The organism is Glaciihabitans tibetensis, from assembly GCF_003003265.1.
Taxonomy (GTDB): domain Bacteria; phylum Actinomycetota; class Actinomycetes; order Actinomycetales; family Microbacteriaceae; genus Glaciihabitans; species Glaciihabitans tibetensis.
In genome coordinates this window covers 198,180-213,163 of the sequence record NZ_PVTL01000007.1, presented here as the reverse complement: position 1 = coordinate 213,163, position 14,984 = coordinate 198,180, and the positions used below count along the sequence as shown (strand labels likewise).

The following is a 14,984-nucleotide window of genomic DNA, read 5'->3' as shown; positions in this document are numbered from 1 at the left end:
ATCTTTTCCAATCCGATTGGACGAGGTGACCGAACTCTTATCAACACCAACAGTCACCTCCACTTCAGCCAAAGGAAAACATCATGCGCAAGGTCACCAAGCTCGCAGTCAGCATCACTTCCGCCAGCATCCTCGTTCTGGGCATGGCCGCCTGCTCGAGCACGGCAAGCACCTCGGAAAGCTCCCCCTCCTCTTCTTCCTCCTCCGAGGCTGAGACCAACCCCACGCCCCTGGCTTCGATCCCGGCCCTCGCCGGTGTTGACACCCAGGTCACGCTGGACGCCGGCTTCGTCGAGGCCCTCACCACTCTCGGCCTCACCCCCGGCGTGATCGGCGGCGCAACGCTGACCGACGGCGTCCTCGCCTTCCCGATCACGGGCGGAAACGTGGACTACTACGACCCCCAGGAGGACTACCGTCCCTACGTCCAGGGCTCGATCGAGCACGACGGATCGGGAATCTCCCTCACCGCCGGCGAGACCGTTGTTGAGCTGACCGACTTCCGCATTGACCCGGGAACCTCGCAGCTCTTCGGCACCGTCACCGCCAACGGCGCCGAGGTTGGCCAGGACATCTACATCTTCAACCTCGACGGTTCGACCCTGAACCCGCTCGACGAGGACGCTGAAGGCAACGCCGTACTCGAGGGCACCACCGTTCTCGTCAGCCCGGACGCCGCTGGCCTCCTGAACGACACCTTCGGAACCGACGCCGTCACCGACAAGCTCGTTGTCGGTATCGCGAAGATCACCGCCAAGGCTGCCGAGTAGTCGACAACTTCGACTAGCACCTCGTAGCTAATACCTCGTAGCTAGTACCTAGCACCTCCGGAAAGGCCCGATGCGCACCGCGCACCGGGCCTTTCCGCGTTTAATCCTGGGGTCGAACGGATCGCAAACAACTCGCAAACACCCCCCAGTTATGCACATCCCGGGATGTGGAGTTCCGTCGCCGGTGCTTTGATAGCGCCAGGGCGGAGGAAGCCGACATGGGCGTGCGAACCTGGGCGGCGCCCATCGCGATGGTCTGCTTGCTTGCTTTGGCTGGATGCGCCAGCGGGCCAACGGATCTGGGGCCGACCCTGACCGCGCCCACCGCCGCGGACGAACTGGCGTTCCGGCTCGACGTCACACCCAGCAGCCCCCAGCCGCCCGACGCCGGCTTCCGTATGCCGGAACTGTCGGTGTACGGCGACGGCCTCGTTGTGCGCTCCGCACCGGATATCGCAAGTACGGTAACTCGAGCGTGGCCGGTGACTACCCAGCAGCGGCTCTCCCCCGCGGGCATCGACCGCCTGCTCAACGCGGCCCGCGACGCCGGACTGGCCGCGCCCACCGACTTCGGCACCCCCAACGTCATGGACGCGCCCGCCACGATTTTCACCGTCCCGGGCCGGGTCACCACGGTCGTGCTCGTGGACGACGGCGCTGCCAGCCTGGACAGTTCACAGCGAGCGCCGTACGAGCGGCTTCAGACGTTCACGGATCGCCTTGCCGACCTCGACGCGTGGCTCGGCGACGACCTCACGGCGGCTGAGCCCTACAGCTACACCCAGGTGGCCGTCTCCGCCCGCGCAGCTGACTCCCGGGCGATGCAGTCGGTAAAGCCGTGGCCGCTCGACGATCTCGCGTACGCGGGCGTCCCGCACGGGTCGGGACGATGCGTGATAGTCGCCGGTGACCAACTCGACGCCATCGAGGACGTCGCCACGGACGCAGCTGCGAGCACCCGCTGGCTCAGCGCCGATGCGAGGTTTCACCTCACATTCCGGCCGTTGCTGCCCGATGAAGCAGGCTGCAACGCGATCGACGCCACCTAGCAAGCACGCCGGCATCGTGGTGCTGCGCGGGGCCGGGTAAGCGACGGCGGGCGAACTCTGAAAACGCCAGCCCGGGGAACTCCAAGGAGAGCTCGCCTACGCTCGAGGTATTGCCCGCTTGCCAGGAAGAAACCGTGTGATCACCTCTCTGCGCACCCCCCTTGGCGCCGCAGTCCTTGTCGGCTTGCTCGGGCTGGCTATCTCCCTCGCGGGCATCGGCACACCGTCGATCTGGTACGACGAGGCGGCCACCATCATCTCGTCGACCCGCACGTGGCCCGAGCTGATGCGGATGATCGGCACCGTGGACGCCGTGCACGCCCTCTACTACGCGCTGATCCACGTGGTGTTCGATGTGTTCGGCTACTCCCCCATTTCGCTGCGGGTACCGAGCGCGATCGCGACGGCCGCCGCGGGCTCACTCACCGTGCTCCTCGCCAACGAGCTGTTCCGGCTGAGAGTCGCTGTGATCGCCGGGGTCGTCTTCGCCCTGCTGCCGCGCACCACCTGGATGGGTACCGAGGGCCGCTCGTACGCGCTCACCGCGACCCTCGCCGTCGCGCTCACGTTCGTGCTGGTGCGCGCTCTGCGTTCCCCATCCCGCCGCCGCTGGATTCTCTATGGCGCCCTCGTTGTTGTCTCGTGTCTGGTGTTTTTGTACCTGGCACTGATCGTGGTCGCGCACGCCGTCGCGGTAGCGATCGTCTTCGCCGTCCGACGCCGCCGTGCTCGCTCCAGCACCGGCGCGTGGGTGGTCACCACCGCGGTCGCGACGGCACTCATCATCCCGTTCGCCCTGATGTCCATGGGGCAGAGCCAGCAGCTGCACTGGCTGGACCCGATCGGAAAGAACACCCTGCGCCAGGTTCTCGTCGGACAGTGGTTCTACACGAGCATCCCGTTCGCCGTGGTCGGGTGGGCGCTGATCCTCGGGGGCTGCGCCGTTCTGCTGTGGAGAGTTCGGCAGAGCCGCCAGAGCCGGCGGGACCCCCTCGCCGCCGCCGCTCCCGCCGCTCCCGCCCCGGCCCTCCTCGCCCCTGCCCTCCTGATCCCGCTGCTGCTGGTGCCCACACTCGCGCTGCTTGCCACCACGGCGCTCTACCTGCCGATCTACACCCCGCGTTACCTGAGCATGGGCCTGCCGTTCGTCGCGGTCCTGATGGCGCTCGCGATCGAGTCGGCGACGGCGAGGGTGATGCGGCTGGTGACAAAATCGTCCGAGGGCAGGCGGATGATTCTTGCCGCCACCCTCGCCTGCGCACTCATCGCCACCCTCGCGGTGCCCCAGATCGTCGAGCAACGCCAGCCGCAAGCCAAGGAGAACACCTCGTGGCGGGCGGTCGCCGACTCCATTGCGAGTGCCCGGCAGGCAGACGGCCCCGATGTGACCACCGCGATCGTCTACGGCGGCGTGCAGTTTCACCCGATCGCGACCGCACGGGTCATCGCGTATTCGTATCCGGAGGCGTTCGAGGGAACGGTCGACGTGACCCTGGACACCCCCGCAGGGCAGACCGGGCGACTCTGGGAGACCACGAAGCCGCTGTTCACCGCGCTCGACCGACTGGGTGACGCGGACGTCGTCTACCTGCTGGCCAGTTTCGCCCGTGACATCCGCCCGGCCACAACACGCATGCTCGAGGACGCGGGATGGCGCGTGGACGACGCCTGGGACATCACCGACGTGCACGTGGTGCGGTACGTGCGCGGCTGAGCGGCCCAGACTGCTCGACAGCTGTGCTGGTTAGACCGTGATGATTTAGACCGTGATGATTTAGACCGTGATGATGCGCGCGCCGTGCACGGGGCCGGTTGCGCGTACCGCGTTGATCCGCGCGGCGCTCAGCGCGATCTGAAGTTCGAGGGCGCCGTCGAGGTCGGCAGCCAGGAACGCGACCGTGGGGCCGGAACCCGAGACGATTCCCGCCAGCGCGCCATTCTGCTCGCCGAGTTCGAGTACCTCCGACAGCGACGGCTCGAGGTTCAGCGCGGGGGCCTGCAAATCGTTGTGCAGCGCCTCCGCAAGCATGTGCGGGTCGCCCGCGCGCAACGCCTGCAGAACGTTCGCGTCGACGGTGGGCTGCGTCATCGCCGGAAAAATGTCCTGTTTGTGGCGGTCGCGGTGCCGGTCGAGCTCCTGGTACACGGCGGGCGTGCTCAGGCCGAAGTCGGCGAGCGCGAGCACCCACTGGTACTGGCCCTTGGCGAGGGCGGGGCTCAGCTCGTCCCCGCGGCCGGTGCCGATCGCGGTGCCGCCGACCAGCGCAAACGGAACATCCGCGCCGAGTTCCGCGGCCAGGGCAAGCATCGAGTCGCGGGCCAACTCCGTGCCCCACAGGGCGTCACACGCCAGCAGGGTCGCAGCGGCATCGGCGGACCCTCCGCCCATTCCCCCGGTGACCGGCACGTGTTTGTCGATCTCGAGGCGCACGCCCCCACGAAACCCGGTGCGGGCCGCGAGCAACCGTGCTGCTTTGATGGCGATGTTCGACCCGTCGGTGGGTACCCGCGAGAGATCGACGGTGCCCGTAACCGTGACAGAGAAGGAGTCGGATGGGTAGGCGCGCACGTCTTCGTACAGCGACACTGCCTGGTACGCGATGGCTACGTCGTGGTATCCGTCGTCGAGCAGCGAGCCGACTTTGAGGAATACGTTGATCTTGCCGGGCGCACGCGCGTGAACCATGGTGGATACGGCCGCGGTGGTCATGACTCCAACCTAGCCGAGCCAGTCGGGCAACTTTGCCAGAGCGAACCGTTCGTCCGGATGATTTCGGGCCGCGTTCGACGTCGTGGCCTCACTCGTCGCCGCGCCGTTCAGTGAAACACCCATGCCTCGACCGTATTTCACGTTTCGCACCCTGTCGAGGTCGCGGACGCGTCCGCCCCTTTTCCGGGCGTTCACCCGAGGTGCATCACGGGTTCATGCCGAGAGTCGACTACACCGACCCATTCCATGAGATTCTGTCAGGTGACTATTTCGCACCCCTTTGCGCCCTGGTGGGTCCGCCCGCGGATTCAGATCATCCGCATCGCGGTCATCGCGATCGTCTTTATGGCGCTCTGGGTTCCGTTCCTGTTCTGGTTTGCGGAGCCGGACAGGCAGCTGATGCCCAACGGAGCCGAGCTTTTTGTTTTCGGTACCGCAGCGTTCCAGGTGATCTCGATCGTCACGGCCGCGATCTTTGTGGCCCTGATGACGGAATGGGATGAAGTCCTGTGTCGCAAAGCGGCGCGGTTCTGGCGGTGGATCTCCCTTCTCCCCGGGCTCGTCATCGCCTTCCTGCTTCTGATCACGATCAGAGATGACGTTCCGCTCGGCGACACGGGAGAACTCATGGCGTCGGCGGCGGCGTTCGCACTCATGATCGCGGTCGCTTTGGTCAGCTCGCGGTGGCCACGAACGTTTGTCATCGTTGGCCTTGCCCAGTCGACTCTCGTCGTCGTCACGATCGTCGCGCTCACCCAGGGGCCCATTTCCCCGGCATTCGCCGGCCCCGCGACCGCGTACGTGGTCGCACTCGCCCTCGCGGCCACCGCCGCGGGCTACGAGCACTCGTTCAGGCTCTCGCTTGAGTTACGCTCCGCTACCCTGCCGTCACCCGCGGCGCAAACGACGACACCGCGCTAAACGCTCGGCTGCGGCCAGGCGTCGCCCGCAGCGACTCGCCGAGTTGAGCCAACGCGCGCGCGGAGTCGTCGGGTAGCGACAGGATCTGCTCGACCGCCGCCCGGATCGCGTCGATGGTCGCCGCGTTCGGGTCGAGCGAGAGGCCGAAACCGACACGCTCGATCGCCGCCGCACCGGCGAACTGGTCCGTGGAGAACGGCAGCACCAGCAGCGGAACCCCGTGGGTCATCGCCTCGGTGACGCTGTTGTTTCCGCCGTGGGTGACGGCCGCGGCCGCCTGCGACAACAGGGTGACCTGCGGAAGGAACTCGCGCACCAGCCAGCTTTCCGGCAGCTCACCGAGCTCCGTGCGGTCGGCCGACCCGATCGCGATCGCGGCGCGGATGCCGACGGTCTCGAGCGCCGTCGCCACCCGGGCAAGCACATCGGCGCGTACCGACAGAAAACTGCCGAAGCTGACGTACACAAAGGGTGCGTCGCTGGAGTCCAGCCACTGCTGCACCTCGGCATCCGCCGGCTCGCTGCGCACGGCCGAGCCGAGAAACTCGTGCGGGGGAAGCAGCTCGGTGCGCGCGGGCTCGTGCAGTTCGTGCGGGTAGTTCAGCAGCAGCAGGTCACCGTGCTCGGCGAAGGCGTTTGCGCTGGGCACCGCCCCCGGATTGAGTTCTGCCAGTGCGGTGTTCCACTCGAGGGTGAAGGAGGCACTGACGCTGTCGCAGAGCTCGCGCAGCTCGGCCAGCTCGACCGGGTCGGGGCTGAACCGGGCGGGCCAGGTCGGCGGGTAACCGTAGACCTCGCCGGCGACGGGCAGCGCAGACGGGTGCCCGAGCACCACGTCGGTGTACGCGACCCCGTGCGCCTTGAGCGCGAGACGCGCGCTGAACGCCAGGTGGTCCACGATGATGTGGTCGGGTTGCACCTCGTCGATGACGGCCTGCACCGCGCGGGCCGTGGCCACCGGCTCCCACATCAGGTCATTTTTGCGAGCGGATGCCTGGAACGCCAGTGTCGCCACGAGCCCGTGGCGCGTCGCCTCGAAGAAACCGCGCAGTGCATCGTCCTCGCCGGTGGGCTGGTCCTCCGCCCGGATCACGCCGGGATTCGAGCCGCGTCCGAGCTGAAGGTGGATGCGCTCGAAACCGAAATCATCGACGATCGATGCGGTGGCGGGGCCGGTGGCGACGGCCACGCGGTGGCCCGCCTCCTTCCACGCCGTGCCGAGGGTCGCCAGCGGCAGCAGGTGCGATGCGTAATCGGGACTGATGATGAGCAGGGTCATCGCGCCGTCACCGTCCAGTTGTCGCGCTCGAGGCGGGCGAGCTCGCTTTCGGCCGCTCCCACCCCGGCGTACACCGAGCTGAGGGCAAACGCCATGGCCTCGATCGTGAAGTGGTCGGCGACCGTCGCGCGCGCCTCATCGGCCCGTTCCGGTCCGGTCTCGGTGGCGACCGCGTCAAGCGCTGCCCCGATGGCGGTCGCGAGAAGACCCACGTCGCTCGTGCGCACGAGGTAGCCCGTGCCGCCCTCGCGAACATAGGTGGCGGGTCCGCCGCCCTCGGGTGCGACGACCATCAGGCCCGCCGCCATGGCCTCGAGCAGGGCGATACCAAACTCCTCTTTCACGCTGCCGCAGACGTACACTCCGCCGGGCCCGGCGAATCCCGCAATGCCGAACCGGGTCGCCGCGACCCAGCGGGCAACGGTGTCGTTGGGCTGGTGGCCCGCCAGCAACAAACCGGCGTTGTGCTGCTGCGTCGCGGGAACGAGCGCCTCGATACGGTCCAGCTGTTCCCGCTCGTCCGCGGACGGCGAGGAGAGGTTGCCTCCGACAATGAGCAGGTTCGCGCGGTGCCGCAGCGGGCTCGTCGCCCAGGCCTCGACGATGGCGGCCATTCCCTTGACGCGGTGCATGCGCCCCACACTAAGCAGCAGCGGCAACCCACGGCGCTCGGGTGGAAGCTCGGCAAGCAGGCCCTGCAGCTGTCGCAGCGGCTCGGTCGGCTCCGCCCCGGCCACGGTGGCCACGGTCTCCGCCACCGCGAGGTCGACGACGGCAAGGTCGATCCCCTCAGGCACGATCGAGTGCCGCTCCGGGTGGGAGGTGATGTCGATGCCGACCAGCTCTTTCATGTCCCGCTGCAGGGCGGGACGGGGGAACAGCACCGTGTGCGCGGCGTCTCCGGCGAGGCGTTGCACCAGCCGCGCGCGGAACCAGTAGTGCTCGCGGGCGTCGATGTCCCCGAAGTTCTCGCGGGTCAGCGCGCCAGAGAGCTCCAGCGAGTTGATGACCGCGTGGGGGTCGGGCGCGACCGTGAAGACCACCGGGATCCCGAGCTCCCGCGCCACGTTTGACGCGGCGAGGCTGCCGACATCCGCCATCCTCAGGTGCAGCACGTCCACCGTTCCGGCCGCGCGCAGGATCCGACGGATGCCGCGTTCCGCAGCCACCCGCAGCGGCCACGCATCCGGCGACGGCACGGGATCGCTCAGCAGCGGCACCGCCGCGTACGAGTGCCCCTGCACGGTGGACCCGACCTGCGACAGGCTGTCGAGTGCCCCCTCGGCGCTTCCCCGGGACAGGGTGAGCACCCGCTGCACCGGGAATGCCGCGGTCGGGTCGTCGGGGTGAGCCGGCGCCTCCGCGGTGAGCGCATCGCCGAGGCGAACGAGCAGGGTGGCGATGCCGCCGTTGTCCCCACTGCCCGCGCGGGTGAGTTCCGGGTCGATGTCCGCGTGCAGGAACAGCTGCGCGACGGTCAGCCCGGTCTGCCAGGGGGCACGGGGGGTCGCTTCGGTGGTGAGGTCCACGAGGGCGAGGCGCGCGACATCCCCCAGATATCCCTCGACGGTGGCGAGTTCACGAACGAGTTCGAGGACCGAGCGGATGCCGGTGCGCTCCCCCAACCCGGCGACCGCCGCAGCACGAACGCGCTCGGGTTCGAGCGCGTCCGCCGCGATCCGGCTGAGCACCGTCGTCGCGATCGAACCGGGCACCAGCGACAGCGTCTCGGTGAGCCGGTAGCGGGAATCCGTTTCGCGCACGCCGAGGAGGGCGGTCTCGAGCCCCACCGCGACGTGGTCGGGGGCGGAGGTTGCCCATTGCCCGAGGGTGCGCTGGGCCAGCATCCCGCTGAACGAACCGGCAATGACCGAGCCGACCAGCCGGCCGATCGTGTCGAACCGGGGCAGGCGCGCCCCGAACGCCCAAGCCGCGTGTTCGCGCAGGTAGGCACGATTGCTGGAGAGAAGTGCAGACAAGACGGCGTCGGCCTCTTCGTCGAAGACCTGGGCGAGGGCGTGCACGGCCGCGATCGCGGTGATCTGGTCTGGACCACTGAGGGCCCCGGCCAACACGCGCACGGTGCGGGCTCCGGCATCACGGCTGGCGACAAAGGCCAGTTCGTCGGCGGCCCGCATGGCCTCCACGATGTGTTCGGTCGCGCGGAGCTCGTCCAATGAAGTTTGAATGCCCATGAGTTGCAACTTTCGTGAAAAGGGATTCCCCGTGAACGGAGGTGGTGCCGGTGCTACTGCCAAACCAGCTCACTCTGGCCCCGAAAGATGAACGGAGGCTGAGCGCACAGCGAAAAGGCCCGCGTCCCCGGGGGAGCGAGCCTTTTCGACGAGGTGAGCTGAGGGGTTACGCCTCGCTACACCCGATTGTGGTGTGCCTTACGCCGCGACGATGGTGGCGAGAACGCCGTCGAGTACCTCGGTGGCCTCTTCGCCGGTCGACTTCTGTGCGAGCGCGAGTTCGGAGACGAGGATCTGGCGAGCCTTGGCGAGCATGTTCTTCTCACCCATGGAAACGCCCGAGACGTGGTCGCGACGCCACAGGTCGCGGACGACCTCGCTGATGCGGTAAACGTCGCCGCTTCCCATCTTCTCGGAGTTCGCCTTGAAGCGACGCGACCAGTTGGCCGCCTCCTCTTCGACGTCGCTGCGCAGGACCGCGAAGACAGCCTCGACGCCGGCCTGGTCGATGACGTCGCGAACGCCAACGAGTTCGGCGTTGTCGATCGGGAGTTCGATTGCGAGGTCACTCTGGTGCACGTTCAGGGTGATGTACCTCTTCTCGACACCCTTGATCGTGCGGGTCGTGACGGCGGTGATCGTTGCAGCACCGTGGTGGGGGTAGACGACTGTCTCGCCAACTTCGAAAATCATCTGATTCTGCCTTTGATCCTTATTTTATATATGCTGCTCTTAGACGAGGCCTGGAGGCACTCAACCGTCGGTGCGAGCAATGGCCAAAAAGTCGCGCACCGTCAATTCCTCGCCGCGGGACGTCGGTGCGAGACCGGCGGCTTCAATGCGAGCGGATGCCGTCGCGGAGTCCCCGAGGACCACCGACAATGCCTGCCGCAGCATCTTCCGCCGCTGCTGAAAGGCCGCGTCAATGAGCGTAAATGTGGCTAAACGCTCAATTTCGGTGCCAGGCAGCTCGCGCCGTTCGAACCCAACGAGGATGGAATCTACGTTCGGTACAGGCCAGAATACCTGACGACTGACGGTTCCGGAGGTTTTCCACTCCCCGTACCACGCCGCCTTCGCGCTGGGAGCACCGTAGACCTTCGATCCGGGAGGCGCTGCGAGGCGTTGGCCGACCTCCGCCTGCACCATCACCAGCGCGCTCTGCAGCGCCGGGAAGGTCTCCAGGAAGTGCAGCAGAACGGGCACGGAAACGTTGTACGGCAAGTTCGCCACGAGCACAGTCGGATCCCGCGGGAGGCTGTCGATGACCATCGCATCCTGGGTGATCACCGTCAGACGGGCGTCGGGCTGCAGCTGCTGCACCGTGGTGGGAAGTTGGGCGGCGAGGCGCTTGTCGATCTCGACGGCGACCACTTCCGCACCGGTCTCCAGCAGCCCCAGCGTGAGCGATCCGAGGCCGGGTCCGACCTCCACCACCACGGTGTCGGCGGTGACCCCGGCGACGCGCACGATGCGCCGAACGGTGTTGGCGTCGATGACAAAGTTCTGGCCCAGCTTCTTCGTTGGCTGGATGCCGAGCAGCTCGGCGAGGTCGCGGATCTCCGCGGGCCCAAGAAGGGTCACAGGTTGCCCCTCGGGATTACAGATTGAGTATTGTGCTGGTCAGAGTAGGTATCCATGACCGGCGCCGGCGGCTCGGTTACGGATTCGGCATCCCAGCGCCCGTACACTTCCTCGGTGTTCGAGCTGATCAGGGCGGCCAGCATCGAGACGTCGGTGCCGAGGTGTGCCGCCATCGCCCGCAGCGTGTGGGGAATCAGGTAGGGCGAGTTCGGACGACCTCGGAACGGCATGGGAGTGAGGAACGGGGCATCCGTTTCGACCAGCACCAGACGACGCGGCACCACCTCGAGGGCGTCCCGGAGGTTCTGCGCATTTTTGAAGGTGAAGGTGCCGGCAAACGAGAGGTACCAGCCGTTGTCCGCGCAGATCCGCGCGAGCGCGGCGTCACCGCTGAAGCAGTGGAACACCGTGCGCTCGGGCGCGCCCACCCGCAGCAGCGTCTCCACGACCTCGGCGTGCGCATCACGGTCATGAATCTGCAGAGCGAGGCCGTGGCGCTTCGCGATTTCGATGTGCGCTTCGAACGATTGGTGTTGGGCCGCACGCCCATCTTCGCCGGTGCGAAAAAAGTCAAGCCCCGTCTCCCCGATGGCTCGCACGCGCGGCCGGGTGGCGAGCTCGTCGATTTCGGCGAGGGCAGCGTCGAGCATTCCCTCGGCCGCGTAGCGCGGAGCCTCGTTGGGGTGGATGGCGACGGCGGCGAGCACCCGCGGCTCGCGCGCGGCGATCTCGGCAGACCAGCGTGAGGTCTCCAGATCGTTGCCGACCTGCACCACTCCGCGCACGCCCACCGCAGACGCACGATCGAGCTGCTCGCGATAGTCGAGCGGGTTCTCGCCGTCGCTGATCTCGAGGTGGGTGTGGTTGTCGTAGATGCCGACCACCAGCGCCTCGGGCAGGGGCGGATACTCGAGGTTGCGGGTCTGACCGTCTGCGGGAGACGTGTCACGGGAACGAACGTGGGAAGCCGGTTCGGTCATCTCGCCCTCCAGAGCTGGGTTGGGTTGGCGACACTCACCCTGCGGCGGCGTCGGTTTCGATTCTCGGAAATAGAGCCTCAAGTTTGCCTACTGTGCTGCCCGCGGGAAGCTGTCCCCAGGTGCCTGCGTCGGTCACCGTCTGGTCCGCCAGACCGCCGAGCCCGGCCGGGGCGCCGAGGGCGTCCCAGAGCTTGGTGGTGGAATCGGGAAGAACGGGAGACAGCAGCACCGCCAGCGCACGCAGCCCCTCCATCGCCGTGTACAGCACGGTTCCGAGGCGCTCGCGGGTCTCGTCCGACTTGGCGAGTACCCACGGCTCCTGGAGCGTGATGTAGCCGTTGAGTTCTTCGACGATGGTCCAGATCGCGGCGAGGGACTCGTGGATGGCGAGGCGCTGGATAGCGGCATCCGCATTCATCGCAGCGTCCGCGACGGTCTTCTGCACAACCAGGTCAGCCTCGGAGGCCTCAGCCGGGGCCGGCACAACGCCATCGAAGTACTTGTTGACCATCGCGATGGTGCGGGAGGCGAGGTTGCCGAAACCGTTGGCGAGCTCGGCCTGGTAGCGGGCGCTGAGGTCTTCCCAGCTGAACGAGCCGTCCTGCCCGAAGCTGATGGCGCGCATGAAGTAGTAGCGGAACGCGTCGATACCGAAGGTGTCGGTGATCTGCTGCGGGGCGATTCCGGTCAGCTTCGACTTCGACATCTTCTCGCCGCCGACGAGCAGCCAGCCGTGGCCGAACACCTGCTTGGGTGGCTGCAGCCCAGCGGCCATCAGCATCGCGGGCCAGATCACCGCGTGGAATCGGGCGATGTCCTTGCCCACCAGCTGCGTGGCGGGCCAGCGCCGGTTGAAGTTCTCGTCGTCGGTGCCGTAGCCGATCGCGGTGATGTAGTTCAGCAGCGCGTCGAACCAGACGTAGAGCACGTGGCTGGAGTCCCAGGGAATCTGGATTCCCCAGTCGAAGCTGGAGCGCGAGATCGAAAGGTCGCTCAGGCCGCCCTTCACAAACGAGATGATCTCGTTGCGCACGCTCTCCGGCTGGATGAAGGTGGGGTTCGTCTCGTAGAGGTCGAGCAGCCGCTGCTGGAAGTCGCTCATCCGGAAAAAGTAGTTGGTCTCCTTCAGGATCTCCACCGGGCGACCGTGAATCTTGCAGACCAGCTGGCCGGCGAAGTCGCCGTGCTCGTTCTCGAGCAGGTCGTCGAGCTGCTTGTATTCCTCGCAGCCGACGCAGTAGTAACCCTCGTAGTCGCCCGAGTAAATGTACCCGTCGTCGTAGAGCTTCTGCAGGAAGATCGTGACGGCCTTCTCGTGGCGCTCGTCGGTGGTGCGGATGAAGTCGTCGTTGCGGATGTTGATCGTCTGCAGCAGGGGCAGCCAGGCGTCGTTCACGAGCTTGTCGGCCCAGGCCTTGGGCGTGGTGTCGTTCGCGACCGCGGTGCGCAGGATCTTCTGCCCGTGCTCGTCCGTGCCGGTCAGCAGCCAGGTGTCATCACCGCTCTGACGGTGCCAGCGAGCGAGAACGTCAGCCGCAACTTCGGTGTACGCGTGCCCGATGTGCGGCACGTCGTTGACATAGAAGATGGGCGTCGCAATGTAAAAGGAATCACCGGCGGCCATTCGTCCATCCTAAAGGTTGGCTGTACCCCCGGTCGTCCGGGTTACGCCTCCCGGTACGTGTGCCGGTTACGTGTGCCGGTTAGGCCTGCCGGTTACCTGTGCCGGTCAGGGCTGCCGGTTACCTGTGCCGGTTTCGTGCTTAGGCTGAGCGGATGACTCGTGCCCGCAGTTTTCTCGTGGTCGCCGCAGTCACGCGTGTCCCCACGCTCATCTCCGTGCTCTTGCTCGTGCTCGTGCTCTCTCTCACGCTCGCCGTCACGCTCGCTCTCACGGGCTGCGCTCCCGCAGAACGCAGCCCGCTGGTCGCGCGTGGTGACGGACTCGTGGACTGCCTCCCTGCCACGGACAACTCCCCCGGCGTCATCACGGTGCCGATCGAGAACGCCGGACCCGACCCGATTGTGCTGTCCGGGACATCCCTCCATTCGATGACGGGCTCACGCTTGGTCGCCAGCTGGGTGCTCCCGGCTGGCGACGGTGTTCAACGGGAAGCTGCCGGGGATGCCGGGGATGATGCGACAGGGGAAGCGGCAGGGAATGACGCGGGGATCACGTACTTCGGGCGGACCGCTCCGTCGCTTTCACCGGCGTGGTCGGCACGCACTCCCGCGCTGGGAGCGACAATCCCCGCCGACGACACCGCCACGCTCGCGTTCGAGGTCGGGAGGGAGGTCAGTGGCCCTACTTCCACGCTGGTCGGGGCGACCATCTCGTACAGCGGGTCGGCGAGCGGATCGGTGCTCACGCGATCCTCGCTCTACTTCGGCTTCAGAACCATCCCCGGCGAATGCATCGCGCCTGACTAGCGACCTCGCGGTGCCGAAAGGACAGCCGTCGACGGTACCGACGCCCAGAGGACAATTCGCGAGAAAACCCGCTCATCGACCGGGCACTCGTGGGGGTCTTCCGCGAGAAAAACGCCCAGAACTGACCTCTCGGCGAGGGGTGAAACGTGCACACGACGACAAGTGGCCGGTCGAGACTTTCAGGTCGCGCTGAAAGCCGAAACTCGCGCTCGCAGCCGCAGCTAGCGCCTGACTAACCCTTGCGAGCGGCGAGCGCTCCTTCGTAGAGGTCGCGGCGGCTGAGCCCGGTGGCGTCGGCAACCTCCGAGGCAGCCTCTTTCAGGCGTGAGCCCTCGGTAACCAGAGACAGCACCTGGGCGATGCCCGTGGGCAGGTCGGATGTCGCGGGGGCGGCGCCCTCGACGACGATACAGATCTCGCCCCGGGCCCCCTCCGCGAAGTACTCGGCCAGTTCGGCGGCGGTTCCGCGGCGCACCTCCTCGTGCAGCTTCGTGAGCTCGCGGCAGACCACCACCCGGCGGTCGTCGCCGAGGGCCGCCGCTAGGTCGCGGAGCGCGTCGCTGAGGCGGTTCGGCGACTCGAAGAACACCATCGTGCGTTCCTCGCGGGCGAGAACGGTGAAGTAGGCGACGCGGCTCTTGCGCGGGAGGAACCCCTCGAACGAGAAGCGGTCGGTGGGAAGGCCCGACAGGGCGAGCGCGGTCAGCACGGCGCTCGGCCCGGGCAGGGCGGTGACGGTTACCCCCGCGGCAGCCGCTGCCGCCACCAGCGGAAACCCGGGGTCGCTGATCGCGGGCATGCCGGCATCCGTCAGAACAAGCACGTCGCTTTCGCGGGCAAGCTCGACAATCTCGGAAGCCTTCTCCACCTCGTTGTGCTCGTGCAGGGCGATCAGCCGCGGCCGGTTTTCGATGCCGAGCGCCCGCATCAGGTGAATGGTCGTGCGGGTGTCTTCTGAGGCGATTATCTCGGCGTTGGTCAGAGCTTCGACCAGTCGACGGGAGGCGTCACCGAGGTTTCCGATCGGCGTTGCCGCGAGGATTATCACGTCGTCATTCTCCCACCC

Annotated in this window: 13 protein-coding genes; 5 read left to right on the top strand and 8 right to left on the bottom strand. The window is 67.0% G+C overall.

All coding sequences use genetic code 11. The features are described from left to right. Positions 1-83: 83 nt before the first annotated feature. The 3 genes from B0I08_RS13995 (at position 84) to B0I08_RS13985 (ending at position 3,533) form a co-directional block, all read left to right on the top strand. Positions 84-770: a hypothetical protein gene (locus B0I08_RS13995; protein WP_106213881.1), complete on the top strand. Its 687-nt coding sequence runs from the start codon at positions 84-86 to the stop codon at positions 768-770. A gap of 218 nt (positions 771-988) precedes the next feature. Beyond that, complete coding sequence (locus B0I08_RS13990; protein WP_106213879.1) at positions 989-1,819, top strand: hypothetical protein; 831 nt, start codon at positions 989-991, stop codon at positions 1,817-1,819. Positions 1,820-1,955: 136 nt separating this feature from the next. Then, entirely contained in the window at positions 1,956-3,533 is a 1,578-nt protein-coding gene (locus B0I08_RS13985) for a glycosyltransferase family 39 protein (protein ID WP_106213877.1), read from the top strand. A gap of 60 nt (positions 3,534-3,593) precedes the next feature. On the opposite strand, the gene B0I08_RS13980 is transcribed toward B0I08_RS13985, so the two are convergent. Further along, positions 3,594-4,529, bottom strand: coding sequence for a 4-(cytidine 5'-diphospho)-2-C-methyl-D-erythritol kinase (locus B0I08_RS13980; RefSeq protein WP_106213875.1), 936 nt, complete (start codon positions 4,527-4,529; stop codon positions 3,594-3,596). 261 nt (positions 4,530-4,790) lie between these two features. Between B0I08_RS13980 and B0I08_RS13975 the strand changes: the two genes are divergently transcribed. Further along, a complete protein-coding gene (locus tag B0I08_RS13975) occupies positions 4,791-5,450 on the top strand; it encodes a hypothetical protein (protein WP_106213873.1) in 660 nt (219 codons plus the stop codon). Here B0I08_RS13975 and B0I08_RS13970 read toward each other — a convergent pair. The 6 genes from B0I08_RS13970 to metG form a co-directional block, all read right to left on the bottom strand. After that, a complete protein-coding gene (locus B0I08_RS13970) occupies positions 5,407-6,729 on the bottom strand; it encodes a glycosyltransferase (RefSeq protein WP_106213871.1) in 1,323 nt (440 codons plus the stop codon). The two genes, B0I08_RS13975 and B0I08_RS13970, sit on opposite strands and share 44 nt — an antisense overlap. Further along, positions 6,726-8,924, bottom strand: a complete 2,199-nt coding sequence (locus tag B0I08_RS13965) for a glycosyltransferase (protein WP_106213869.1) — start codon at positions 8,922-8,924, stop codon at positions 6,726-6,728. Before B0I08_RS13965 ends, B0I08_RS13970 begins: the two co-directional genes overlap by 4 nt. 198 nt (positions 8,925-9,122) lie before the next feature. Further along, the gene (locus tag B0I08_RS13960) at positions 9,123-9,617 is read right to left on the bottom strand and encodes a CarD family transcriptional regulator (protein ID WP_106213867.1); all 495 of its coding nucleotides are present in this window, start codon (positions 9,615-9,617) and stop codon (positions 9,123-9,125) included. A 60-nt stretch (positions 9,618-9,677) separates the two neighbouring features. After that, positions 9,678-10,508, bottom strand: coding sequence for a 16S rRNA (adenine(1518)-N(6)/adenine(1519)-N(6))-dimethyltransferase RsmA (gene rsmA / locus B0I08_RS13955; protein WP_245884817.1), 831 nt, complete (start codon positions 10,506-10,508; stop codon positions 9,678-9,680). Continuing rightward, positions 10,505-11,488, bottom strand: coding sequence for a TatD family hydrolase (locus B0I08_RS13950; RefSeq protein WP_106213863.1), 984 nt, complete (start codon positions 11,486-11,488; stop codon positions 10,505-10,507). The genes rsmA and B0I08_RS13950 overlap by 4 nt, the downstream gene beginning before the upstream one ends. Before the next feature lie 34 nt (positions 11,489-11,522). After that, positions 11,523-13,112 carry a methionine--tRNA ligase gene (metG, locus tag B0I08_RS13945; RefSeq protein WP_106213861.1) on the bottom strand — a complete coding sequence of 530 codons (1,590 nt, stop codon included), beginning with the start codon at positions 13,110-13,112 and terminating at the stop codon, positions 11,523-11,525. Between the two features lie 152 nt (positions 13,113-13,264). Between metG and B0I08_RS13940 the strand changes: the two genes are divergently transcribed. After that, a complete protein-coding gene (locus B0I08_RS13940; protein WP_106213859.1) occupies positions 13,265-13,918 on the top strand; it encodes a hypothetical protein in 654 nt (217 codons plus the stop codon). A 232-nt stretch (positions 13,919-14,150) separates the two neighbouring features. On the opposite strand, the gene rsmI is transcribed toward B0I08_RS13940, so the two are convergent. Continuing rightward, entirely contained in the window at positions 14,151-14,966 is an 816-nt protein-coding gene (rsmI, locus tag B0I08_RS13935; protein ID WP_106213857.1) for a 16S rRNA (cytidine(1402)-2'-O)-methyltransferase, read from the bottom strand. Positions 14,967-14,984 lie beyond the last annotated feature (18 nt).